The organism is Paenibacillus marchantiae, from assembly GCF_028771845.1.
Lineage (GTDB): Bacteria > Bacillota > Bacilli > Paenibacillales > Paenibacillaceae > Paenibacillus > Paenibacillus marchantiae.
On sequence record NZ_CP118270.1, the window covers coordinates 5672440 to 5694831 of the forward strand.

Genomic DNA, 22392 nt, shown 5'->3' on the forward strand with positions numbered 1-22392 from the left:
TTTACAGCCGCTGCCGGCCGGGTTCGCAGATCCACGTCTCTGCTGTTTGTGCCGTCATGATTGAATGCATTCATGCTTTTGGTCCCATCAGTTCATATACCGCTGCCTCAACATCGTCCTTACGCATCAGATGCTCCCCAACAAGGATACCATGCACACCTGCCTCAATAAGAGATTCCAGTGGCTGAGGGCCGTCAATTCCACTTTCACTGATTAATGTGACACCATCCGGAATCAAGTTCATCAAATCCAACGTGGTGTTGAGACTGGTTTCGAACGTTTTCAGATTGCGGTTGTTGATGCCCACAAGCGTTGCCTGCGGAATATCGAGTACTTGCTCCAGTTCAGCACGGTCATGTACTTCAATTAATGCATCAAGGCCCAGACTTTTGGCAAACGTCAGATATTGACGCATCTGTTCGGGTGTCAGAATACTCGCAATCAGCAAAACGGCATCCGCGCCAAGCAGCCTTGCCTCGGCAATCTGTCGTTCATCTATAATAAAATCTTTGCGCAGTAGCGGTATGTTCACAGCTTCATGAATGGCCTGCAAGTATTCGCTATTTCCCTGGAAATAAGAAACGTCGGTCAATACGGATATACAATCCGCTCCAGCCCGTTCGTATGCGGAAGCAATTTCTACTGGATGAAAATCAGGACGAATCAGTCCTTTGGACGGAGAAGCCTTCTTCACTTCGGCAATGAGACCCAGTTTACGGTTACGTCTCTCTGATAGAGCACGTTCGAATCCACGAGTATTGGGTAATGCCTCTATCTTTTTCAGCGCATCGTCCATCTGAAATGTTTGTGCCAGAACTTCAACTTCTTTATGTTTGGTTGCTACGATTCGATCAAGATACATGACTGTACGCCTCCGTTGTATGAATTAACTGTTCCAGCTTCCCGGCAGCCTTGCCGGAGTCTACAGCGTCTGTCGCCATCAACACACCTTCTGCAATGGTATTTGCTAGACCGGATACATAGATGCACGCCCCGGCATTCAACAGAACGACATCGCGGTATGCGCTCCGTTCTCCCTGGAAGATCCTTTTAATAATTTCGGCGTTCTGAGCCGCATCTCCTCCAAGAACCGATTCCAGCGGATGTAACGATAATCCCATATCACGTGGATCAATGTCATACGTATGCACTTCACCATTACGCAGCTCGGATACCTGGGTAGGTGCGGAGATGCTGATTTCATCCAGTCCATCATGACTCGCTACAACCAAAGCTCTTTTCAGCCCCAGACGATTCAGCACTTCAGCGATCATTGGTGTCCGGCTGCGGTCATATAAACCAAGCAATTGTCGATCCGCTCCCGCAGGATTGGTTAGAGGTCCGAGCATGTTAAAGATCGTACGCACACCCAGCTCTTTTCTTGGCGCAGCAGCATGTTTCATTGAAGGGTGGTACACCTGAGCAAAACAAAAACAGATTCCGATCTCATCGAGACATTGTCTCGCCTGCTCTCCGTCCAGATGAATATTCACGCCCAATGCTTCAAGTACATCCGCACTGCCCGCCTTGCCTGAGGCAGAGCGATTTCCATGCTTCGCCACCCGGACAGAGACTGCTGAAGCAATGATCGCCGATGCTGTTGAAATGTTGAACTTATGAATACCTGAACCACCTGTTCCACAGGTGTCCAGCAGTCCATTGCCGTCGGTCAGGATCCGTCCGCCCTGTCCACGCATGGCTTCGGCAAACCCCGTGATTTCATCCACCGTTTCCCCCTTCATCCGCAAGCCCATAAGCAAACCTCCGATTTGAGCCGGAGTGGCCTCACCTCTCATGATGGAGTACATCAAGTCACGCGCTTCCGCCTGCTCCAGATGGCTGCCCTCCAAAATTTTGGCAAGGCCATTCTTCATTCCTTCCGCATGACTAACTTTAGTTACAAATCGCTCTGATTCTTCATTCATGACTGGGTTCATATTCATTTCCGGTCTCTCCTCTCTCAGTTTTGTGCAGCCGTGGCTGGGGTAACAAAATAATCGGCGTTGGCAAGTTTCAAGGTGTGATCCTTCTCTTTGGCAGGAAACATCGCTTCTGCTGTACGAATCGCCTTAAGTAACGCTTTGGCTTTATTTACGGTTTCTTCATATTCATTCTCAGGCACCGAATCCCATACGATTCCGGCTCCAGCCTGCACATAAGCTTTTCCCTTTTTGAAAATAATCGTTCGGATTGTAATACAGGAGTCCATGTTGCCCGAGAAACCAAGATAACCGATAGCACCTGCATAAGCACCCCGTGCTTCTTTTTCCAGTTCCGCGATAATCTCCATCGCACGTAGCTTCGGCGCACCGGATACCGTACCCGCCGGCAAACACGAAAGAAATGCATCAAAGAAATCCTTGTCTTCTCTAAGCTCACCTGTAACGTTGGACACCATATGCATGACGTGGGAATATCGTTCAATTTCCATGAACATGTCACATTTCACACTTCCAAAGCTAGACACACGTCCCAGATCATTACGTCCCAGATCAACAAGCATCAGATGTTCCGCACGTTCCTTCTCGTCCTGCAGCAGATCTGCCGCCAATGCACGATCTTCTGCTTCCGTAGCTCCTCTTGGACGTGTACCCGCAATCGGCCGTGTTTCTACGCGGTTTCCATCCACTTTTACCAACGCTTCCGGTGAAGTCCCCACAATAATTTCATCGTCCATCTTCAGATAATACATGTAGGGTGATGGATTCAACGTTCGAAGCACGCGATATACATGCAGCGGAGATACTTCGGTATCAATGTGGAAACGTTGGGATAATACCACTTGAAAAATATCTCCAGCCCGAATGTACTCTTTGGCCTGCTCTACATTCCCGATAAACTGTTCCTTCGTGAGATTGGATCGAATATCCCCCAGTTCCACGTCTCCTGGGATGGAACGCGGGTTCAAGTTCTCCCCTGGTCCTTGCTGCTGCAAGCGTTCAGCCGCCTGTTCCAGCTTCTCAGAAGTTAAAGCATAAGCTTGACGGATATCATCATCCGTTGCACCGTCCTTCACGTGCACATTGCCCACAAGCAGCATCTGCTGCTTCACATGGTCAAACACGATAATCTGGTCGCAGAACATGAAGCGAATATCATCCATTTTCAGATCATCCAGCGCGTGGGCCGGAAGCTTCTCATAATATTGCAGCAGATCGTATCCAAAGAAACCGATGGCCCCGCCTGTAAATGGCGGCAGTTCATCATCCTTCGGACTGCGATACTTACGCAGCAGAGCTTTGAGTTCTTCAATCGGCTTGCCTGGCAGTTCTCGAATCTGGCCCGCTTCTTCTACCACGATCCGGCCTTTTTTGGCGGAGATCATCAGGAACGGATCTGTACCGATGAAGGAATATCTCGCCCATTGAATTCCACCCTCCACACTTTCCAGCAGAAATGCCCGGTCGTTGTCAGCATAACGGCGGAAAATCCGAATCGGGGTCTCCATGTCTGCCAGAATCCGTTTGACTACCGGAATCAGATTATATTCATTCGACATTTTCAGTACTTGATTAACGTTTGGCGTTATCATCAGATCACGTCCTTTCAGATTTATATAAGTTCAACTAAAGAGGTTTACACTGAGCACTCCGATGACAGAACAACCTTCCGATCGCTGTTATCCCCAGATTTTTTGATTCCCTTTCTAAAGGGAAAATCCGGTGATAAAGGCGAACGCTCCGCTTCTTCAGGTTATTTCTGTCCTCTCCGTTTTTGTGTAAAAAGTTTAGTTGAACCTATATGGGTAGAAGAAACAATTCAATATACAACAAAAAAACCTCTACCATCAGGTAGAGGTTTGGTTATAAGCTGTTTCAACAGGTTGGTGCTTCATAAATAACAAGTCCCTATACATGCATACTTACCGAATTATCACACAGGCTGTTGTATGGATGTAATACAAATCCATCAAATAAAAAGGAAATGTACCGGCATACACTGATTCTCACCCATAGCACTCATTCTTTCATGAAATGCAAGAGGATATCGGTCGTGTTATACCTAAACAAAACGATGTCGCTAGACACGTTTGCATTCCTTCATCCTGTTTCTAATAATTCCGTAGCTCGACGTACCGCGAATCAGTTGACCGGCTTCTGTTACTCCGGTTACCACCCGCTGGACTCTGCTATATACTCCACTCATCTCAGCTGCTCTCAGCTCAATCTCTACTCTACTCAACTGGTTCTCACTATACATCATTCAGAATGATTTGACAACCACTCTAATCTTACGAATTGGAAGGTGCCGCCAAATCGGGACGCAGAGACTGTGCACCGTTAAGATACACATGGTTGATTTCATTCTGACCTTTTGCAGTGTTAACATGTACCATAAAACGGATGCACTGTGGCAAGGCACCTGCAACCGGAACTTCCAGCGCACACATCAAAGGTACAAGCTCCCAGCCATCCAACTGACGAATTGCCTTTGCTGGGAAAGCTGCATCCAGATCTCCAGTCATCGTAATCCACACACTGCAAATATCTTCGGGTTGAATCTCGTTACGATCCACGATTTCCTGCAATAGTACAGCCGTTTCTTTCAAAATATGTTCTTCGTTATTATGCGTGACCGTAGTAGCCCCGCGAATTCCCCGAGTAACCATCACTTTTAATCTCCCTTCTTGAGCATTTCAATGACGTCGCGTACTGCCGATACCGGTACATCCTTCACAATTCTGGCAGCGCCGATCCGGTCAGGAATAATGAAAACCATATGGCCCTCACGGAACTTTTTGTCGTGCATCATTGCATCCATTAATGCATCCGTATCCAAATGTTTTGGCATCGTCACCGGCAGGCGCAATGAACGCAACATGCGAACCGTATCGTCATAGAGTCCTGCTGGGGCTCCCAACTTTTCGCCGAGCAATGCCGAACCCGCCATACCAATCGAGATGGCTTCTCCATGCAGAAATTCGCCGTAACCGGCAATCGCTTCAATGGCATGACCAATCGTATGACCCAGGTTTAACAATGCACGTTCTCCATTTTCACGTTCGTCACGCGATACAATCTCTGCCTTGATACCACAGCCTCGTTCCAAGCCATATCCCAAAGCCTCCGGATCAAGGGCAAGCAGTTCATCCGCATGCTCCTCACACCAGTATGCAAAAGCTTCGTCCCGAATCAGTCCGTGCTTCAGCATCTCTGACAAACCAGCAGAGACATCGCGTGGCGGCAAGGTTTGAAGAGTAGCCACATCATAGAGCACCAGCTCTGGCTGATGGAATGCACCGATCATATTTTTAGCCAGCGGATGATTGACAGCTACTTTGCCGCCAACACTGCTGTCATGCGCCAGGATCGTCGTAGGCACCTGTACAAACTTGATTCCACGCATATATGTAGCAGCAACAAAACCAGCCAGATCCCCTACTACACCGCCGCCTAAAGCAACAATTGCCGAACTGCGATCCAGTTTGCCTTCGATGGCGGCCGTCATCATATCCTGATATACCGAAAGGGATTTCGATGTTTCACCAGATGGAACAACTGCGGAGACGACTGTAAAACCAGCCGTACGCAGTGTTTGTTCCAGATCGGACAAGTATTTGGGTGCCACATGATCATCAGTAATAATGAGTAAGGGGCTTTTTTTGGTTAAGCCATATTGCTCAAAATATTGAGGCGCTTGAGCCAACAGGCCGCTGCCAATCAGGATTGGATATGAGCGCTCCTCCAACTGCACTGTCAGCTGGCGCATCTTAGTAATTCTCCAGTTGATTATTGTAGTTGGCAAAGTTCGCGCGGATTTCCTCCATGGAGTCTCCGCCAAATTTCTCAAGGAAAGCTTTTGCAATTTCCCAGGCTACCACATGCTCCATTACTACACTAGCTGCCGGAACAGCACATGCATCAGAACGCTCAACCTGAGCTGTAAATGCTTCTTTTGTATCGATATCCACACTTTGAAGCGGTTTGTACAACGTAGGAATAGGTTTCATAACCCCACGTACCACTACTGGCATACCGTTAGTCATTCCGCCCTCGAATCCGCCCAAACGGTTGGTAGCTCGGTGGTAACCACGCTCTTCACTATGCACGATTTCATCATGCACCTGAGAACCACGAATCGTTCCGGCTTCGAACCCGATACCAATTTCCACACCTTTGAATGCGTTAATGGACATCACGCCCTGAGCAATCCTTGCATCCAGTTTGCGGTCATACTGTACATGGCTACCAAGACCCACAGGCACACCTTCAACGATACATTCCACGATTCCACCGATGGAGTCGCCTTCCTGCTTGATCTGGTCGATGTAAGCTTCCATCTTCTTCTCGGTTTCTGCATCAGTTACACGTACGGAAGAAGCTTCTGTCACTTCGATCAGTTCATCAATCGGCAGATCTTGATAAGGAGCTTCGATTTCTCCGATACGCAACACACGTCCAGCTACTTTGATTCCGAATTCAGCAAGGAATTGACGTGCAATAGCACCACATGCTACACGTACCGTTGTCTCACGCGCACTGGAACGCTCCAGCACATTACGCAAATCTTTTAGGTTATATTTGAGCCCGCCATTCAAATCAGCATGTCCCGGACGTGGACGATGAACGCGACGTTTCTCTTCGTCACTGCCTTCAATCGGCTCAATATTCATAATATTCTGCCAGTGTTTCCAGTCATTATTTTGAACAACCAACGCTACAGGAGCACCTGTTGTATATCCGTGACGAATACCACCAACGAAATTGGCCTGATCCTTCTCAATTTGCATGCGACGTCCACGGCCATATCCCTTTTGGCGGCGGTGAAGCTGAAAATTCAGCTCTTCAAAGTCAATATTCAGATTGCTTGGCAATCCTTCAATAATTGCGGTTAATTGGGGTCCGTGCGTTTCCCCTGCGGTTAAATAGCGTAAACTCATAATACGTTCCCCCTTTAAACTGTTAAACTTCACATTGCTAAAATCCCATAATTTCTTTGCTTATTATAGTATAGCTGACCGGCTTTGACAAGAAAGTCGGTCGTTTCTTGTCCTAAATTGGATTGGACTCGAATGGTGATTGATTGAGATTCCGACGTGTCTGAGAAATATCCATTCATCCATTATGCAAATAACCGCCTGGACACATATACATGTGCACGCCAGACGGTTATGAAATAATTGAAATTATTTTTTGCGATAAAAGAATGTTTCCGCTGTTTCCAGACCATATTGCCCCGGGGAAAAAATCTGTTCCGTACTGCCCACGAACAAAATACCACCTGGACGCAAACTTGTTGCAAACTTGTGATACAACAGGTTTTTGGCTTCCTCGGTAAAATAGATCATGACATTGCGGCACACAATCAGATCATATCCTTCGTCAAAACGATCGAGTAACAGATTTTGCTTCATGAACTTGACTGAACTTTTCAGTTGTTCATCAATACGGTACACCAAGCCATCCTGCTTGAAGTATCGATTTGCTGTTTCCTTCGGTACATCTTTGAGCGAGCGTTCCATATAACGCCCTTCCTTGGCTTTAGCGAGAGCTCCTTCGTCCAAGTCACTTGCCGTAATGGAGCTTCCCTTAAGAATGCCCATCGTGTCCAGAATCATTGCCAGAGTGTAAGGTTCTTCGCCTGTGGAACAAGCGGCACTCCACACTTTAACGCCACGCTTCGGACCCAGCAACTCAGGCAGGATTTCATCCCGCAGTACTTCCCAGCGATTAGGGTTACGCCAAAATTCCGAGACGTTAATGGTCATGCGATCCAGAAACTCATAAAACAGAGACTTGTCCTTCTGCATGGCATCAAAAAAGATAGAAAACGTATGAAATCCGTTTTTGTTACGAAGTGTGGTCAGCCTTCTTTTCATCTGGCCTTCCTTGTATTGAGCAAGATCAATGCCTGTGCTCTCTTTGATTTTCCGAATAAATCCGGTGTAATCCGGGTCTAGTAGTTGTTCCTGCTCCAGCATCGTATCACCCTTCTGGCTAAAAAAATTACAACCAGGCTGCGATGCTCTTGTCGTACGTTACCAGCTCATCCGGAGTAAAGAAGTTCGCTGCTTCACGAGTGGCGCTTTCCGGTGAATCCGCCCCATGAATCAGATTATGCGGTGTGTGGCTGGCGAAATCTCCGCGAATTGTACCCGGAGCCGCTTCCTTCACATTGGTTTTCCCGATTACGATGCGCGCAAGCGCCACGATGTCGTCACCTTCCCAGACCATAGCAAATACAGGTCCAGATGTGATAAAACGAACCAGATCATCGAAGAACGGTTTCCCCTCATGTTCAGCATAATGGCGTTTGGCCTGATCTTCAGACATCTGCACCAGCTTGCCTGCCACCAACTTAAATCCTTTGTCTTCCAGACGGCTAACGATACGCCCTATCAAACCACGCTGCACACCATCCGGCTTCACCATCAAAAATGTACGATCCATAGGCTCACTCCTCACTCACGGTTCAAAGTTATTTCATTATGTAAACGCAATCCCTTTGATTGTAACATACATGTCCAAATCCTCCCAATGAGGAATATCACATGAATGTTATTTTTTGAGTGAGACAGCTACACGAGGAACTGCATTCATGAAAAGATGCCCGTCCATAGCAGTCTATGTTCAAACATATTAATGCGTACGTTTGACCACAAAATGAGCGATATCACGCAAGTTTTTGGTGGTCTTGATGTTAGGCAGTTGATCCAGAGCATCGAGCGCTTTCTTCATATATCGGTCAGCCAGGGCTTCTGCTTTAGCAATTCCTTGACTTTGGCGAATCATTCCAATTGCATCGGATGCACTCGCCCGTCCCTCCTCGTGCTGAACGCGGGCTATCTCCTTCAGCAAAGGTTCACGCAAATTAGGTTCCTGCAATGCATACAGTACAGGCAGCGTAATATTCCCCTGCTTCATATCACTGCCTGGAGGCTTGCCGAGTTGCTTTTCGGTGCCAACCAGATCAAGTACATCGTCTTGAATCTGGAACGCCATACCCACGTTGTAACCGTAGGTGTACAGCAACGAAGATACATGTTCCGGCGCACGAGTAGCAAGCGCCCCCAGCTGGCAGCTGACAGCAATAAGAAGCGCCGTTTTGCGACGAATTCGCAAGAGATAGTTACGTACACTTTGTCCCGTGTTGAAAAAGTCCCGAATTTGCTCCATTTCACCAATGGACATCTGAACCATCGCTTTGGCCAGAATACGGTGTATAGCTGGATCGGACAGGCCCGCAGTCATTTCAAGCGCCTTGCCGTAAATGTAATCTCCGGTGTACATGGCAATCCGATTATCCCATTTGGACTTCACCGTTGGTTTACCTCTCCGTGTCGCCGCATTATCAATAACATCATCGTGAACCAGAGAAGCCGAATGAATCAGTTCCAACGGAACCGCTACCAGCTTCAGACGTTCAATGTCGTATGTACCAAATTTCCCACCGAGTAACACAAATACCGGACGCAAACGCTTACCCCCTGCCTTGAGCAGGTGAAGTGACGTTTCGCTTAGCAGTTTCTGTTCTCCCTGAACACTGCGATACAGCTCTTTTTCAATGTAGTCCATGTCTTTTTTTAACAACCCGAAAATATCCAATAGTTTCATTCGTTCACCCGTGTCAGCGTATTGTCAGTCCATAAATCCATGCTTACCTTCCCCTCCAGCAAGTCGGGCCTGCAGGCATAACGAAAAACCAGGGCTTGCCTTTCCTGCTTGTGTTCTTCTGAGACGTACTAATCTTCTTCGAATGTCAAGGCCGACATCCGGGAATTAAACTCTGCGACTTGTTCTGAAACAAAAGTACAGAAGTTGCCGGAGCATGGGTCAAGGCTGTGGTTCCTTCCAAACATCACCATCAGCGCTCACCAATACCCCGGGATTGGGGGACAGCAAATTGCCCCTGCAATTCGGTCAGCAGATTCAAAATTGCAGGAAGCTCATAAGCTATCCCCGTTCATCCGGTTCTCCCCACCTGGTAAACAGTTGATGCGGGATGCGCAGACTATCGAGCACTTTACCCACTAGAAACAGAATCAACTCGTCCATCGTTTGGGGTTTGTAATAAAAAGCAGGCATGGCCGGTATCATGCGGACACCAAGCCGTGAGAGTTTCAGCATGTTTTCCAGATGAATTGCATGCAGTGGCGTCTCACGTGGCACCAGAATCAGCGTTCTTCCCTCTTTCATCATGACATCAGCAGCCCGGGACATCAGATTGTCCGATGACCCTTGTGCAATGGATGAAAGAGTACCCATGGAGCATGGCATTATAATCATGCCTTCTGCCAGGAAAGAACCACTCGCGATGGAGGCACCAATATCACTAACGGGATGATAGATTAGGGAACCCGCACGACCGCCGAATTTTTCTTCCAGCACACGGTCCCGATTCGTAACATCCCAGTCCATTTCTTCTTTTAATACACGCCACCCGGCATTGGAGATCACCAGATGCACAGTGTATTCCAGATCAAGCAGCGTTTCAATTAATCTGATGCCATATATACTTCCACTGGCCCCGGTAATTCCGACAACAAGTCGTTTATTGTCCGGCTGCTGCATCTTTATTTCACCGCCAAATCAATCAGGGTAAACGTAAATACCACTAAACTCAGCACACTGTTCATCGTAAAGAATGCTGTTTGTACACGGCTCATGTCATTTGGCGATACAATATAGTGTTCATAGAAGAGGATACCATAAGTTATCAGCATTCCGGCTCCATACCACCAGCTCAGATCGGTCAACAATAACAAAGCAAGAAAACCGATTGCTGTAATCACGTGGAAGAACTTTGCGATCTGCAATGATTTGTTAAGACCAAAACGGGAAGGTATGGAATGAAGGCCCTCGCCCTGATCAAAATCCAGATCCTGACATGCATAGATGATATCGAACCCTGCAGTCCAGAACACAATCGTAACGTACAGCACAATCGCTGTCCAATCCATCGTACCCGTTACTGCTACCCAACCCCCAAGTGGAGCCAGACCAATGGTCATACCGAGCACTACGTGGCACAACCAGGTGAAACGTTTGGTATATGAATACAAAACCAGCATAAATACAGCTATCGGCAACAGCTGCATGGATAACACGTTAAGGTTGGATGAGGCCCAGAACAAGAGCACAAATGATACTATGATAAAAATAACGACCTCACCGTTTTTCAACAAACCGGCCGGAATTGCTCTCATCGCGGTACGTGGATTTTTCTTGTCTATGGCCTGGTCAATCATGCGGTTCAAGCCAAAAGCAGCACTTCTTGCACCAATCATAGCCAGTAATACCCACATAATCTGCATCCAGGTCGGGAATGTATCATTCACTACCATGGAACCGAGGATGGCTCCCATAAATGCAAAAGGTAAAGCGAAAAGCGTGTGTTCAATTTTGATCATTTCTAAAAAGATGCGAATTTTCCTAAACATGCTGATTCTCCTTGGTTCCAATATGCAGTGCCGCGACGCCTCCGGTTAGAGGGTAGGCCTGCACTTGCTGCAATCCAGTTTCAGCGAAAATGTCGGCCAGTTCCTTCCTTCCTGGAAAAAGTGCAAGTGAGTCGGGCAGCCATTTATACTGCTCGTAACGTTTGGCAAACAATTTGGCAAGATTGGGTAATACTTGTTCAAAATAAAAATAATAAATACCTTTAAACGGCTGCCATGTCGGCTTGGACAATTCCAGACACACCACCATGCCACCCGGTTTCACTACACGCTTCATCTCCGACAGAACCTGTCTAAGATCCGGTACATTGCGCAGTCCAAATCCAATCGTTACATAATCGAATGAATTGTCTTCAAAGGGAAGTGACATTGCATTGCCCTGTACCAACGTAATTTGTTTTTGCCGATTTACAGCGTCAACTTTGGTTTGTCCAACCTCCAACATGTTGCTGCTGAAATCCAGTCCATGCATGTGACCTGTTTCACTTGCTTCAGCCATCGCAAGCGTCCAATCACATGTGCCGCAGCACAAATCAAGACCGGTATCGCCTTTGGACATATTCATTTTCTTCATAGTAAATTTGCGCCAAGCCTTGTGTCTGCGGAAACTCAGGATATCATTCATGACGTCATATTTACCTGCTATACTCTGAAAAACAGAATGGACAAATTCTTCTTTAGGTTTGGTCTCTCCGCTCCCCATTCGTTGTCTCCCCCTCAATCTTCCCTTACTGCCGCATGTGAAGGCTGCAAATACGTCAAGTAAGGCTCCAGGATTGCATCAATTTCTTGCAGGCCCAGTTGATCTTCCTCGTCTTGCAGCAACAGTTGTATACGGTGTGTACACTCACGAAGCTTGTCCAGCAAAAACTCGCCGATCCGATACTTATGCACCATACCACTCCATGCTCTTGTATCAGGCTCCGGCTGACGCAGCGTATTGCGCTCGTCGTCATTGCCATACTCGTAAATATGCCAGAAAGCATAACTGTGATAAAAGTTCTGTTCGTCATTCATCCGATGCAGCTCTTCCATAATTGCCTCGCAGTAGCTGAATTCGGCCAACAGGTCGTTCCATAGTGATGCTTCGTTATCGCGGATCATGCCTGTAAAAGAAAGAAACAGCTGCATCTTCAGCTGTACTGTTTCACGCAAGTATTCTTCAGCCGAAACGAGAAGCTTTTTCATCCGTTCATACAGCGTCATCTTGCGTGCATTCACTTCGGATACAGCACCACTAAGTTTACCGATCATTTCAATTTTGCCTGCATGGGCAAGCAACTGATAGAAACGGCTACTGAAATAATCTCCGGCAAGCACGTTCAGCTGGCGTGAACGCATCTCCAGTTCTCTACGCTCTCCGGATATCGTATCGATTCGATCATGCGTATCCATGGCCAACTGAACGAGCGAGGTTGCGAGAGCGTATAGCTCATCATGAACCTTTTCGTCTGTGCGGCCCACAAATACCTGTAGCAGACGAGCCCGGCTATCCGGAAATGATGGGATTTCCGTATGTTGTCGAATCATGTCGTAATCCGTATATTTCTTTGCTAGTTGGGGTACGCGATATGAATTCATTCTCAGCCTCCGAGCCTTTGCATTGTTAAACCATTTCTGCACTACAATCTTATATATTATAGCATATGTTTATCGGGCACGCACTGAATCATGCTATTCTATTACCCCGGACTTGACATTTCGAATTGCTTCTTCCAAAGTTCGGTCTCCATCATGTGAAACCAGTCCTTCAATTCGTCCGAGAGGATCGGACTATTCCAGTCTCGAAGCGTTTCGATCGCGTACATTGGCCATTCCCCACGCCGAAAATCGGCAGCGAGCAACAAATGTCTTTTGTGAAGCCATTCATCCTCTGCCATAACACGTAGCATCACCTGTTCCACGTTATCCAGACTTCGAAATCCTAGATCTGCCACAGCAGCCATATTACCATAGATTTCGGTGTAACTTGTGCTGGTTCCGGTAACCTTTAGATCGAGCGTCAAAATGGATCGTTTCCACTCCACCCTGGCAATGGGTGTCGATAATTTCATGGTGCTCAGCACGTCCACCAGATTGTCTTCTGTTAGCTGGACGGGATGCTGCGCCGCAGAAACGGGTTGTACGTTTTCACCGCCCAAGGTACGCATATGTAAGGTTTGTATGGCAACAAGCAGAAGGACCGCCGCAACCGTTGCCAGCAGTGAAGCAGTCACGATCATCCGCGGTTTCATAAATGCCTCCCTGCCCTTACCTGTTAGTGTAGTCTGTCCGGTAAAGGCTCATACCTCATTGTACAATGAAAAAAAGCAGGCTATGCCTGCAATTTTCATTATTCCGACTGAATTTGTCCATGCTTGGTGATCAGCGTGGCTTTTCCACGGATTTTAATGGCGGAAGTATGATTGGTAAATTGGGCAAACATGACTTCTCCCTTATCCAGCTTCTCCGTATGGTGGAAGCGGGTATCCTGACCTCGGGTTAAGCCGATCACCTGAACACCGTTCTCCTCCGCCTTAATTACGATATAATCACTGCCGGTTGGATGATCCATCACGCACATCCCCTCTCCTAGTTCAATAGCGTTAATGATGATAAATATTGTTTCATTTGTCAACCAGCCCTTATGTGAATGGAGCGCAATAATCTGTTACTCCCAGGTCATACTACAAGTGATCCAGCCACAGAAAGGAGAGTCTCTATGAAGTACATTCCCGCAGCACTGACAGACGAGCATATTCACCAGTTAAAAGAAACTGAACAGCATCTGTCCGCAGCTGCTGGAGAAGAACTGATTCTGATTGCCTATGCGCAGCAACCGGATGAGCCGGAGTCGCTAGACGGCAGGAAGAAAAATGATTAAAGGACAAAAGAAAAGGCCGTGAACAAGTCACGGTCTTTTTGTCGACATATGGAATATGTAGAAATCTTATTTAATTCCGTCTTTGAGCGCTTTACCTGGTTTGAATGCAGGAATTTTGCTCGCAGGAATTTCGATTTCTTCACCTGTTTGCGGGTTGCGTCCTTTACGTGCAGAGCGCTCGCGAACTTCGAAGTTCCCAAAACCAACCAATTGTACTTTGTCTCCGCTTTGAAGAGCCTCAGAGATTGCTTCGAATACGGCATCAACCGCTTTCGTTACATCCTTTTTGGACAATTCAGTAGCTTCGGACACGTGTGTAATCAAGTCTGATTTGTTCATTTGTTTTTTCACCTCCTGAATCAATGTCCTGAATGTTATACTGTGTTTCCGTTTTATAGCGAAATATACGTTCATACACAAAAAATCTACGTACATCTTGAGCGTGATGAACAGAAATCTCGGCCTGCGGTCAACAGTCATTTCCGGCAGAATGTCGCCTGAAACAAAGGTTGTTTCAGACGCCGAACAAATTTTATACTAATACAGACAGCACACAATTTCAAGTGCGGTTGCGGTTTAACACGTAAAATGTAACCGCCAGGGCAAGCACGAGCACCCCACCTTTTACAATATCATGCGTGAAATATTGAACATTCATCATAGTCAAACCGTTCACCAGTACACCAATCAGAACCGAACCAATGAATGTTCCGATCACGTTTGGTTTACCTGCACCAAATACGGAGAATCCGACAAATACCGCGGCTACGGATTCCATTAACAACGGAGAACCCGCATCAATTTGCCCTGAACCTACTTTGGATGCATAGATGATACCGCCGATTGCAGCAAACACTCCAGCAGCTACATAAGCGAGTGTACGCACCTTTTTCACCTTGATACCGGATAGGCGTGCCGCTTCTTCATTGCCCCCCGTAACGTACATCTGGCGCCCATACTTCGTATACGTCAAAAAGATATGCACACCGATAACCGCAATGAGCAATAGAATGACCGAAATCGGCATTCCCAGCCATTTTCCCTGCCCAAGCTGCAGAAATGTGGGGTCCATCTCTCCGGCAGCCTTGCTTCCGTCAGGAAACTGCATATGGTTATAGATCGTGTACCCTTGAGCATACGTTTTGTGAATTCCACCGATAATGTACATCGTGGCAAGTGTAGCGAGTAGATCCGGGATACGCAGTTTCACAATTAGCAAGGAATTAAGCCAACCAATCACAGCCCCAATAATCAGTGGGACGATAATGACAACTGCCAGCGGCTGCTGATACCAAATCATTAATGAAGCGGTAACGACAGTAGTCAGCGAGACGGTCGCCCCCACCGAAAGATCAAATCCATCAACAATGAGAGATAAGGTAACACCAATCGCCACAAATGTCACGATAGAGATTGAACCCAAAATATCGGTCAAGTTACTGTACGTGAAGAAATAAGGCAATTTAATACCGAAAAATGCTATAACACCAATAATAACGATAATTGCGCCATAACGGAACGCGAAATCTAATGATTTATCCTTCATTCTTCCACCTCTTGTCCACCGCTTGCATAGTATAGCAGCTGTTCTTGATTGGTCTCGCCCCGTTTGAATTCCTTTACAATCGTCCCTTCACACATGACTGCAATCCGATCACCAATGCCCAATCCTTCATCCAGTTCACACGTGAAATAGATAACAGCTTTACCCGCCAGAGCCAGTTCGTTAATGATGCGAAAAATGTCACTTTTGGCGCCGATATCCACACCTTTTGTCGGCTCATCAAAGATAAAGACGTCTGCGTCGGCATTCAGCCATTTGCCAATGGCCACCTTTTGTTGATTGCCACCGCTTAAATACTTCACTTCCTGTCGCACTGACGATGTTTTGATACCGAGTTGCTGCACTAAAGATTCCGCATTCTCACGCTCTCGCTTTCGACTTACAAAACCTAATCTACTAAGACGTCCAAGCAAAGGCAGGCTCAAATTCCGCTCCACGTTTTCCTCAATCAAAATCCCCTGTTTCCGCCGTTCCTCAGGCACGGAGACAATTCCCAGAGCAGCAGCATCAGCAGGTTGGGAAAGACGAAGTTCACGATTGTTAAGCCGAATCTCTCCACTCTCCAACCGATCTGCACCAATCAACAAGCGGGAACATTCCGTTTTCCCCGCACCTACAAGCCCTACTACAGCAAGCACTTCGCCTCGACGAACAGATAGGTCCACACCCTTGACTCGGACTCCACGCCGAAGTCCTCTTGCTTCCAGCAACACTTCTCCTACCGGTGCTTCTGTCTTGGGAAACTCTTCCTCAAACGGTTTTCCGAGCATCTGTGTCACCAGATCATTGATCGTAAGCTCTTTTGCCTCACCCGTGAACACATGTTGTCCATCTCTCATCACGGTGACGCGGTCACAGTGACTTGTAACTTCAGGAAGACGGTGAGTAATAAAAATACACGCCACTCCGCGTTCTTTCAACAAATGTACAATTCGGAAAAAAGCATCCGTTTCTTCCTGGCTCAGCGGTGCAGTTGGTTCATCAAAAATAATGACCTTGGCATCCTGAATCAGGATACGTGCGAGCAGAATCATCTGCTTCTCCGCGAGCGTCAGGTCGGCTACTTTTTTGTGAACGGATATAGCCGCTCCTAATTGCTGCAAAGCTTCAGCCGCACGCTGTTGCAGTTTCCGCGGGCTTTTCCACCAACCTCCACTCGGCGACGCTAATTGATCCAGCATAATGTTCTCGGCAGCTGTCAATTGGGGAACCAGCGCAGCATCCACCTCTTGATACACACAGTGAATACCACTCGCTTTGGCATCGCCTGGTGAATTCAGATGAAGCGTTTGCCCACTTAATTGGATAGTACCCTGATCCAGTTGATAGGCACCAGATAGAATTTTCATCAATGTGCTCTTGCCGGCACCATTCGCACCTAGCAGCGCATGAATTTCTCCGCCTTTCACGGAGAACTCCACGTCTTTCAGTGCAGGAATGCCTGCAAACTGCTTGTGGATATGTTCCATTTGAAGCAGAATCGGTGCAGTACTCATGACGCCAACCTCCAATCGCTCCCCTCCGGGAGTGTCACTATTCTCATGTAGTTATATTCCATCATGGTTGGAAAAAGCGCGCCTTGCGGCGCGCCTCCGTTACGCTGTTTTATTTAGCAGTAACTCCGTATTCCGACATCCATTCCTTGATTCCCTGTGTACTACCTCCCCAACCCTCAACATACTCGGACAGCTCTGAAGTGGAGATTTGTTTGTCAGGCAGCGCATCGCGCTGTACATAAACCGGGTTGAGAACCACTTGATCCTCTGTATCATCCCCGTTCAGCTTCTGGTATGCATAACGGACTTGTACACGTCCAATGTCTGTTGGATCAACCGCTGCGGAAGCTACCCAAGGGTTTTTCGGATCTTGGATCATCTGTAAATCTTCATCACTCATATCAATACCATATACCTTGATCTCGTCACGTCCTGCTTGCTGAATGGCACGCGCTGCACCTTTGGCGAACTCATCCCATGCAGTCCATACCGCTGTGATTTCACCTTTTGGATATTGTTTCAGGATCGCTTCCATTTTGGCTTGTGTATCCAGCGCCGGGTTCTGAGCTGAACCAAACGTTGCAATCTCCTTAATATCCGGGTTCTCTTTCAGGAACTTGCCATAAGCAACCTGACGACGTTCCATTGGTGCAAAGCCGGCAACCCATACTTTTACGATATTGCCTTGTCCGTTGATATCTTTTTTCATTTGCTCCAGCGTAAGTTCAGCCATCTTTTGATCATCCTGGGACAACACTGTTGCTCCCGGAACACTAATGTCTGCATCGAACACAACAACCGGAATGTTTTGTTTTACTGCCTTTTTCACGCCCGGCGTCAGCAAGGAATCCCCATGATCCGTTAGAATGGCATCGAATTTCTGGTTAATTGCGCTATCGAGCAACGATACCATTTTGGCTTTATCATTATCGGCGACAAACGTAGTCAATTGTCCACCGAATTTTTCGATCTCTTCTTTAACCCCTTGCACATATTGCTGTGAGAACGTACCTGTGTTAAATTCCATGATCAGTGCAATTCGTTTTCCACTGAGTGGGCCTGTTACTGCTTCGGTTTGAGGCTTGTCCTCTGCTGCGCCGGAAGCTGTAGTTGAAGCAGGCTCTTTTTTAATTCCGCAAGCGGACAGCGCCAATGTAAATACAAGCAACACACTCAACCATACCCATTTTGTATTTTTACTTCTCATCTCTTTCTCCCCCTGTTCACACTCTCTCTGTGATCTCGATCACAATAGTTGAATATTAATATAACGGCTAATCCCTAGTATGTAAATGGGTTTTAGTAATTTAAAGCTAAAACTCGCTAAGTTTTTATTCGAAACTAAAGTATCTTATCCAGTTCATCCAGAATCATGAAAATAAAACAAGAAAAAGACCGCGAGGGGTACCCCTACGGCCTTTTGGACTTACAGAATTATAGCGATTAATCCACCGGAACCTTCGTTAATAATACGTCCCAGCGTCTCTTGCAATTTGTATCGTGCGTTGTCTGGCATCATCGCAATTTTACCCTGAATGCCTTCTCTCACGATGGAATGCAGTGAACGACCGAACATATCTGAATCCCATACCTTGATCGGATCGTTCTCGAAGTCCTGCATCAAGTACCTCACCAGTTCCTCACTCTGTTTTTCCGTTCCGATAATCGGTGCAAACTCCGATTCCACATCGACCCGGATCATGTGAATGGATGGTGCGGTTGCTTTCAGGCGGACGCCGAATTTGGTACCCTGCCGGATGAGTTCAGGTTCATCCAATGCCATTTCGGCGAGGGATGGAGCCGCGATGCCGTAGCCAGTCGTTTTGACCATCTCCAGCGCCTCAGCGAAGCGATCGTACTCCCTCTTCGCATGGGAGAATTCCTGCATCAATTGCAGCAGATGATCTTTGCCTCGAATTTCAATACCAACAACTTCCACGAGGATCTGATCATATAATTCATCCGGTGCATACAGATCGATTTCTGCTACACCCTGCCCCATGTTCATGCCGCTCAGACCGGCTCGGTCGATGAATTCGTATTCCATGAACTGAGCAACAACTCGATCCACATCACGCAGCCTGCGAATATCCTTAACCGTGTCGCGAACGGAATTTTCATAGTTGCTGCGCAGCCAGTGGTTTTCATTCAGCACCATCACCCAGCTCGGCAAATTCACATTTACTTCATGTACAGGGAACTCATACAGCACTTCGCGAAGCACACCTGTGACATCATCTTCTGTCATTGTAGCTGCACTGAGTGTCATAACCGGAATGTCATACTTGGCAGCAAGCTCACTGCGCAACTGCAGCGCTTCTTCACTGCGAGGGCGAGTCGAGTTGATCACCAGTACAAACGGTTTGCCTACTTCCTTCAGTTCGGCTATAACGCGTTCCTCTGATTCCACATAGGAACTCCGGGCAATCTCAGCGATCGTGCCGTCTGTTGTAACCACCACACCCAGTGTGGAATGCTCCTGAATGACTTTGCGTGTGCCAATTTCGGCGGCTTCCTGGAAAGGAATTGGTTCTTCAAACCAAGGCGTGGAGATCATGCGTGGTCCATTCTCATCCTCGTATCCCTTGGCTCCTTCCACTGCGTAGCCTACGCAATCCACAAGGCGCACATTGACATCAAGTCCCTCGGCGACCTTGATTTGAACCGCATTATTCGGTACGAATTTTGGCTCCGTAGTCATGATTGTTTTGCCAGCTGCGCTCTGTGGCAGTTCATCCACTGCCCGCGCACGGTCTGCCTCATTTGTAATGTTCGGCAAGACGATTGTTTCCATGAAACGTTTGATAAATGTTGATTTCCCCGTCCGGACTGCGCCGACAACCCCGAGATAAATATCCCCTCCGGTCCGCTCGGCAATGTCCTTAAAAATGTCCACTTTCTCCAATGAAATCCCTCCCTAAATTACTCCGAAGGAAAAATGCTAAAGAGCATCCGCTTCGTTTTTTCAATCAGAAGACTGAAATCCCTGCAACGGTAGAGCCGCCTTTGTGAGTGCCCGGAAGTCGTCCGCCGCCGAACGTTGCATTCTGATGAAATCGGCGAGAGCGGCGTTAACTCGTACATGCAATTGGACTAGTATCATCTTATGTATCCGTATGCAGCATTATGACGCGTATTTTTTGTTTTTTTCTCAAGGTAGTTGCCTTAAGAGAATCGCCCCGCTCTCGGACTGCGCGTCTTTATTACAATCTACTTTATGAGCGTGCCGAAGCTTTTATGCCGGTTCGTTCATTTGGTTCTCGTGGTACCGTTCAAGCCGTGCAGAAGGTATACTGTGAGGGTAAGGCATTTTTTAGCAGAGAAGAGCAGAGATAACGAGCTGAGAAAGGTGAGATGAGCGTGGCACAGATCAAAGTATATGGACTAGGTGAGCACTTGAACCCATTGAAAGAGCAGCTTTCACAAGTTATACACTCCGTTATGGTGGATGTTGTGGGATTACCGGAGAACAAGAAGTTTCAACGTTACTTTCCCATGAACACGGATGATTTTCTTTTTCCCTCTGATCGTTCAGCAGGGTATACCATTATTGAAATCAGCATGTTCGAAGGCCGAACAGATCAAGTCAAGAAAGAACTCATTCAGCAATTATTCACACGGATGAACGAACAGTTGAAATTGTCGCCCAATGATGTGGAGATTACTATATATGAAACACCGCGCAGTCATTGGGGTATTCGGGGATTACCCGGTGATGAACTTGACTTGAGTTATAAAGTGGAGGTCTGAACAAAGTAATCTGAATATAGCTTATGGACCATATGATGTGACTATAAACCAACTTATAAGAAAGAGATATCCCGTGATGCGGAATATCTCTTTTTTTTTACCTTAAGGACAATCAATGGATTGCGTGCATTCGAATCGAATTAACGCTCATTATTACTTTGTTGCAATCGGGGTGTTATTCTGCCAGGTATAGGCGACTGATTTTACAGGGACAAAGTAAGAATGCTCCAGCAAGAATTCACGCAAATCTTCCACTTTTGTTGGAGCATTATCTGACTTCTCTACAGCCTGCATAATGTCAAAAGCATAATCTACATAGACATTGCCCTCGTCATCCATCATGAAAGGCAGTTCCTGACCCGAATATACACTATTCAGTGTAACCGCTGGGGCACCAGCCTGTGCGGCTTGTTCCATATCTACAGCGTATAGCCCCGGATACAGTTCTTCCCCACTTGGTAGTTGATTGTTATGTACGGACTTGTACTGATTGACCATTCGTTGAACATCATTTACTTTCTGTACCGTTTGAAGATCCATGACTTTGACTGTCGGGTTCACTTCTTCATCCTGAATGAGAAAGTAAGCGCTCCCACCAATTTCAAACGCCGTGCCGGGTATTTCATCCAGATACCCCTGCTGTTTCAGCTTGGACAGATCAACTCTGAATTTTTCATATTTCGGTGTTTCCATATCTGCGTTGACCATGGGCAAAATCCCCTGATCCTGTTGGAATGCTTCTACCGCAGTTTGAATACGGCTTACGCTTTCCCTATAAGCTATTTTGGGATCGGGATTACTCTGGGATTGATACATACACCCCGTTGCTGTAAAAGCAAATAATAGGAATAAGAGTAGACAGGACATCTTCTGCAAATGACGCCTCTGCCTTCTTGGTTTCACGTTCTTCGTCATATTCACGTTCATCCGTATCCTCCTTGAATCGTTCCACTCAGGTATTCTTAGAACCAATCGTCCTCTTCCTGCTGCTGACGCTCCAACTGTTTACGAATCGCTGCCTTCAGAGGGTCCTCCGGAACATGAACCGTCACCGATCCCCGCACCTTCGCCTGACATGACAGTCGAGTGCCTGCATCCAGCAGTGAACCTAGTTTACGCTTCTCCGCATCTGTTGGTGGATGCAGCGCTGCTAGATGTTCCGAATCTACTTTCACCTTACACATCAGGCAGGCTGCCTTTCCATCACATCGCGTTGCTATTTTAACCCCTGCACGGCGTGCAGCATTTAACAGCGTTACCCCTGGCTTTAGCCGAATCGTTTTATTTTGCGGTAAAAATGTAATATTGTAATCCATCATTC

At 47.0% G+C, this 22392-nt stretch carries 25 protein-coding genes; 2 read left to right on the plus strand and 23 right to left on the minus strand.

Annotated features, from left to right (window positions below):
• Positions 1–70: 70 nt before the first annotated feature.
• The 16 genes from trpC to mtrB form a co-directional block, all read right to left on the minus strand.
• Positions 71–862: an indole-3-glycerol phosphate synthase TrpC gene (gene trpC, locus PTQ21_RS25475; protein ID WP_063566775.1), complete on the minus strand. Its 792-nt coding sequence runs from the start codon at positions 860–862 to the stop codon at positions 71–73.
• Positions 852–1874 (minus strand): anthranilate phosphoribosyltransferase, encoded by a 1023-nt coding sequence (gene trpD / locus PTQ21_RS25480; protein ID WP_371121629.1) that lies wholly within the window; start codon positions 1872–1874, stop codon positions 852–854. Before trpD ends, trpC begins: the two co-directional genes overlap by 11 nt.
• A gap of 86 nt (positions 1875–1960) precedes the next feature.
• On the minus strand, positions 1961–3532 hold the full coding sequence (trpE, locus tag PTQ21_RS25485) for an anthranilate synthase component I (RefSeq protein ID WP_090951455.1): 1572 nt from the start codon (positions 3530–3532) through the stop codon (positions 1961–1963).
• 488 nt (positions 3533–4020) lie between these two features.
• The gene (locus tag PTQ21_RS25490; RefSeq protein WP_143813571.1) at positions 4021–4203 is read right to left on the minus strand and encodes a hypothetical protein; all 183 of its coding nucleotides are present in this window, start codon (positions 4201–4203) and stop codon (positions 4021–4023) included.
• A 28-nt stretch (positions 4204–4231) separates the two neighbouring features.
• The gene (gene aroH, locus PTQ21_RS25495) at positions 4232–4609 is read right to left on the minus strand and encodes a chorismate mutase (protein WP_063566773.1); all 378 of its coding nucleotides are present in this window, start codon (positions 4607–4609) and stop codon (positions 4232–4234) included.
• Between the two features lie 5 nt (positions 4610–4614).
• Positions 4615–5709, minus strand: coding sequence for a 3-dehydroquinate synthase (gene aroB / locus PTQ21_RS25500; protein ID WP_274567568.1), 1095 nt, complete (start codon positions 5707–5709; stop codon positions 4615–4617).
• A gap of 1 nt (position 5710) precedes the next feature.
• Complete coding sequence (aroC, locus tag PTQ21_RS25505) at positions 5711–6880, minus strand: chorismate synthase (protein ID WP_063566771.1); 1170 nt, start codon at positions 6878–6880, stop codon at positions 5711–5713.
• 246 nt (positions 6881–7126) lie between these two features.
• A complete protein-coding gene (locus PTQ21_RS25510; RefSeq protein ID WP_064636850.1) occupies positions 7127–7921 on the minus strand; it encodes a CheR family methyltransferase in 795 nt (264 codons plus the stop codon).
• Between the two features lie 25 nt (positions 7922–7946).
• The gene (gene ndk, locus PTQ21_RS25515) at positions 7947–8390 is read right to left on the minus strand and encodes a nucleoside-diphosphate kinase (RefSeq protein WP_063566769.1); all 444 of its coding nucleotides are present in this window, start codon (positions 8388–8390) and stop codon (positions 7947–7949) included.
• Positions 8391–8579: 189 nt separating this feature from the next.
• Positions 8580–9554, minus strand: coding sequence for a polyprenyl synthetase family protein (locus PTQ21_RS25520; protein WP_063566768.1), 975 nt, complete (start codon positions 9552–9554; stop codon positions 8580–8582).
• A 339-nt stretch (positions 9555–9893) separates the two neighbouring features.
• Positions 9894–10511 carry a UbiX family flavin prenyltransferase gene (locus tag PTQ21_RS25525; protein ID WP_063566767.1) on the minus strand — a complete coding sequence of 206 codons (618 nt, stop codon included), beginning with the start codon at positions 10509–10511 and terminating at the stop codon, positions 9894–9896.
• Between the two features lie 2 nt (positions 10512–10513).
• Positions 10514–11380 carry a UbiA-like polyprenyltransferase gene (locus PTQ21_RS25530; RefSeq protein WP_063566766.1) on the minus strand — a complete coding sequence of 289 codons (867 nt, stop codon included), beginning with the start codon at positions 11378–11380 and terminating at the stop codon, positions 10514–10516.
• Positions 11373–12101 carry a demethylmenaquinone methyltransferase gene (locus PTQ21_RS25535; RefSeq protein WP_053780684.1) on the minus strand — a complete coding sequence of 243 codons (729 nt, stop codon included), beginning with the start codon at positions 12099–12101 and terminating at the stop codon, positions 11373–11375. Before PTQ21_RS25535 ends, PTQ21_RS25530 begins: the two co-directional genes overlap by 8 nt.
• A 14-nt stretch (positions 12102–12115) precedes the next feature.
• Positions 12116–12979 (minus strand): heptaprenyl diphosphate synthase component 1, encoded by an 864-nt coding sequence (locus PTQ21_RS25540; RefSeq protein WP_063566765.1) that lies wholly within the window; start codon positions 12977–12979, stop codon positions 12116–12118.
• Positions 12980–13080: 101 nt separating this feature from the next.
• Complete coding sequence (locus PTQ21_RS25545) at positions 13081–13632, minus strand: hypothetical protein (protein WP_063566764.1); 552 nt, start codon at positions 13630–13632, stop codon at positions 13081–13083.
• A gap of 98 nt (positions 13633–13730) precedes the next feature.
• A complete protein-coding gene (gene mtrB / locus PTQ21_RS25550; RefSeq protein ID WP_024630669.1) occupies positions 13731–13952 on the minus strand; it encodes a trp RNA-binding attenuation protein MtrB in 222 nt (73 codons plus the stop codon).
• A gap of 147 nt (positions 13953–14099) precedes the next feature.
• Here mtrB and PTQ21_RS25555 point away from each other — a divergent pair, with 147 nt between their 5' ends.
• A complete protein-coding gene (locus PTQ21_RS25555; protein ID WP_157258423.1) occupies positions 14100–14261 on the plus strand; it encodes a hypothetical protein in 162 nt (53 codons plus the stop codon).
• Between the two features lie 66 nt (positions 14262–14327).
• On the opposite strand, the gene PTQ21_RS25560 is transcribed toward PTQ21_RS25555, so the two are convergent.
• The 5 genes from PTQ21_RS25560 to spoIVA form a co-directional block, all read right to left on the minus strand.
• Entirely contained in the window at positions 14328–14600 is a 273-nt protein-coding gene (locus PTQ21_RS25560; RefSeq protein ID WP_024630670.1) for an HU family DNA-binding protein, read from the minus strand.
• 220 nt (positions 14601–14820) lie between these two features.
• Positions 14821–15807, minus strand: coding sequence for an ABC transporter permease (locus PTQ21_RS25565; protein WP_063566763.1), 987 nt, complete (start codon positions 15805–15807; stop codon positions 14821–14823).
• On the minus strand, positions 15804–17321 hold the full coding sequence (locus PTQ21_RS25570) for a sugar ABC transporter ATP-binding protein (protein WP_090951463.1): 1518 nt from the start codon (positions 17319–17321) through the stop codon (positions 15804–15806). The genes PTQ21_RS25565 and PTQ21_RS25570 overlap by 4 nt, the downstream gene beginning before the upstream one ends.
• A gap of 109 nt (positions 17322–17430) precedes the next feature.
• Positions 17431–18528: a sugar ABC transporter substrate-binding protein gene (locus tag PTQ21_RS25575; protein WP_063566761.1), complete on the minus strand. Its 1098-nt coding sequence runs from the start codon at positions 18526–18528 to the stop codon at positions 17431–17433.
• Between the two features lie 219 nt (positions 18529–18747).
• Complete coding sequence (gene spoIVA / locus PTQ21_RS25580; protein WP_024630674.1) at positions 18748–20226, minus strand: stage IV sporulation protein A; 1479 nt, start codon at positions 20224–20226, stop codon at positions 18748–18750.
• 455 nt (positions 20227–20681) lie between these two features.
• On the opposite strand from spoIVA, the gene PTQ21_RS25585 reads away from it, so the two are divergent.
• A complete protein-coding gene (locus tag PTQ21_RS25585; protein ID WP_274567585.1) occupies positions 20682–21071 on the plus strand; it encodes a tautomerase family protein in 390 nt (129 codons plus the stop codon).
• Between the two features lie 153 nt (positions 21072–21224).
• Here the strand turns inward: PTQ21_RS25585 and PTQ21_RS25590 are convergent, their stop codons facing one another.
• Both PTQ21_RS25590 and PTQ21_RS25595 read right to left on the minus strand, forming a co-directional pair.
• Complete coding sequence (locus PTQ21_RS25590) at positions 21225–21998, minus strand: hypothetical protein (RefSeq protein WP_274567587.1); 774 nt, start codon at positions 21996–21998, stop codon at positions 21225–21227.
• Positions 21999–22033: 35 nt separating this feature from the next.
• Positions 22034–22387, minus strand: a complete 354-nt coding sequence (locus PTQ21_RS25595) for a 2Fe-2S iron-sulfur cluster-binding protein (RefSeq protein ID WP_063566759.1) — start codon at positions 22385–22387, stop codon at positions 22034–22036.
• Positions 22388–22392 lie beyond the last annotated feature (5 nt).

Coding starts and splice junctions, on each gene's coding strand:
- trpC (WP_063566775.1), bottom strand. CDS start 862: ATGTATCTTGATCGAATCGTAGCAACCAAACATAAAGAAGTTGAAGTT.
- trpD (WP_371121629.1), bottom strand. CDS start 1,874: ATGAAGAATGGCCTTGCCAAAATTTTGGAGGGCAGCCATCTGGAGCAG.
- trpE (WP_090951455.1), bottom strand. CDS start 3,532: ATGATAACGCCAAACGTTAATCAAGTACTGAAAATGTCGAATGAATAT.
- PTQ21_RS25490 (WP_143813571.1), bottom strand. CDS start 4,203: ATGATGTATAGTGAGAACCAGTTGAGTAGAGTAGAGATTGAGCTGAGA.
- aroH (WP_063566773.1), bottom strand. CDS start 4,609: ATGGTTACTCGGGGAATTCGCGGGGCTACTACGGTCACGCATAATAAC.
- aroB (WP_274567568.1), bottom strand. CDS start 5,709: ATGCGCCAGCTGACAGTGCAGTTGGAGGAGCGCTCATATCCAATCCTG.
- aroC (WP_063566771.1), bottom strand. CDS start 6,880: ATGAGTTTACGCTATTTAACCGCAGGGGAAACGCACGGACCCCAATTA.
- PTQ21_RS25510 (WP_064636850.1), bottom strand. CDS start 7,921: ATGCTGGAGCAGGAACAACTACTAGACCCGGATTACACCGGATTTATT.
- ndk (WP_063566769.1), bottom strand. CDS start 8,390: ATGGATCGTACATTTTTGATGGTGAAGCCGGATGGTGTGCAGCGTGGT.
- PTQ21_RS25520 (WP_063566768.1), bottom strand. CDS start 9,554: ATGAAACTATTGGATATTTTCGGGTTGTTAAAAAAAGACATGGACTAC.
- PTQ21_RS25525 (WP_063566767.1), bottom strand. CDS start 10,511: ATGCAGCAGCCGGACAATAAACGACTTGTTGTCGGAATTACCGGGGCC.
- PTQ21_RS25530 (WP_063566766.1), bottom strand. CDS start 11,380: ATGTTTAGGAAAATTCGCATCTTTTTAGAAATGATCAAAATTGAACAC.
- PTQ21_RS25535 (WP_053780684.1), bottom strand. CDS start 12,101: ATGGGGAGCGGAGAGACCAAACCTAAAGAAGAATTTGTCCATTCTGTT.
- PTQ21_RS25540 (WP_063566765.1), bottom strand. CDS start 12,979: ATGAATTCATATCGCGTACCCCAACTAGCAAAGAAATATACGGATTAC.
- PTQ21_RS25545 (WP_063566764.1), bottom strand. CDS start 13,632: ATGAAACCGCGGATGATCGTGACTGCTTCACTGCTGGCAACGGTTGCG.
- mtrB (WP_024630669.1), bottom strand. CDS start 13,952: ATGGATCATCCAACCGGCAGTGATTATATCGTAATTAAGGCGGAGGAG.
- PTQ21_RS25555 (WP_157258423.1), top strand. CDS start 14,100: ATGAAGTACATTCCCGCAGCACTGACAGACGAGCATATTCACCAGTTA.
- PTQ21_RS25560 (WP_024630670.1), bottom strand. CDS start 14,600: ATGAACAAATCAGACTTGATTACACACGTGTCCGAAGCTACTGAATTG.
- PTQ21_RS25565 (WP_063566763.1), bottom strand. CDS start 15,807: ATGAAGGATAAATCATTAGATTTCGCGTTCCGTTATGGCGCAATTATC.
- PTQ21_RS25570 (WP_090951463.1), bottom strand. CDS start 17,321: ATGAGTACTGCACCGATTCTGCTTCAAATGGAACATATCCACAAGCAG.
- PTQ21_RS25575 (WP_063566761.1), bottom strand. CDS start 18,528: ATGAGAAGTAAAAATACAAAATGGGTATGGTTGAGTGTGTTGCTTGTA.
- PTQ21_RS25590 (WP_274567587.1), bottom strand. CDS start 21,998: ATGAACGTGAATATGACGAAGAACGTGAAACCAAGAAGGCAGAGGCGT.
- PTQ21_RS25595 (WP_063566759.1), bottom strand. CDS start 22,387: ATGGATTACAATATTACATTTTTACCGCAAAATAAAACGATTCGGCTA.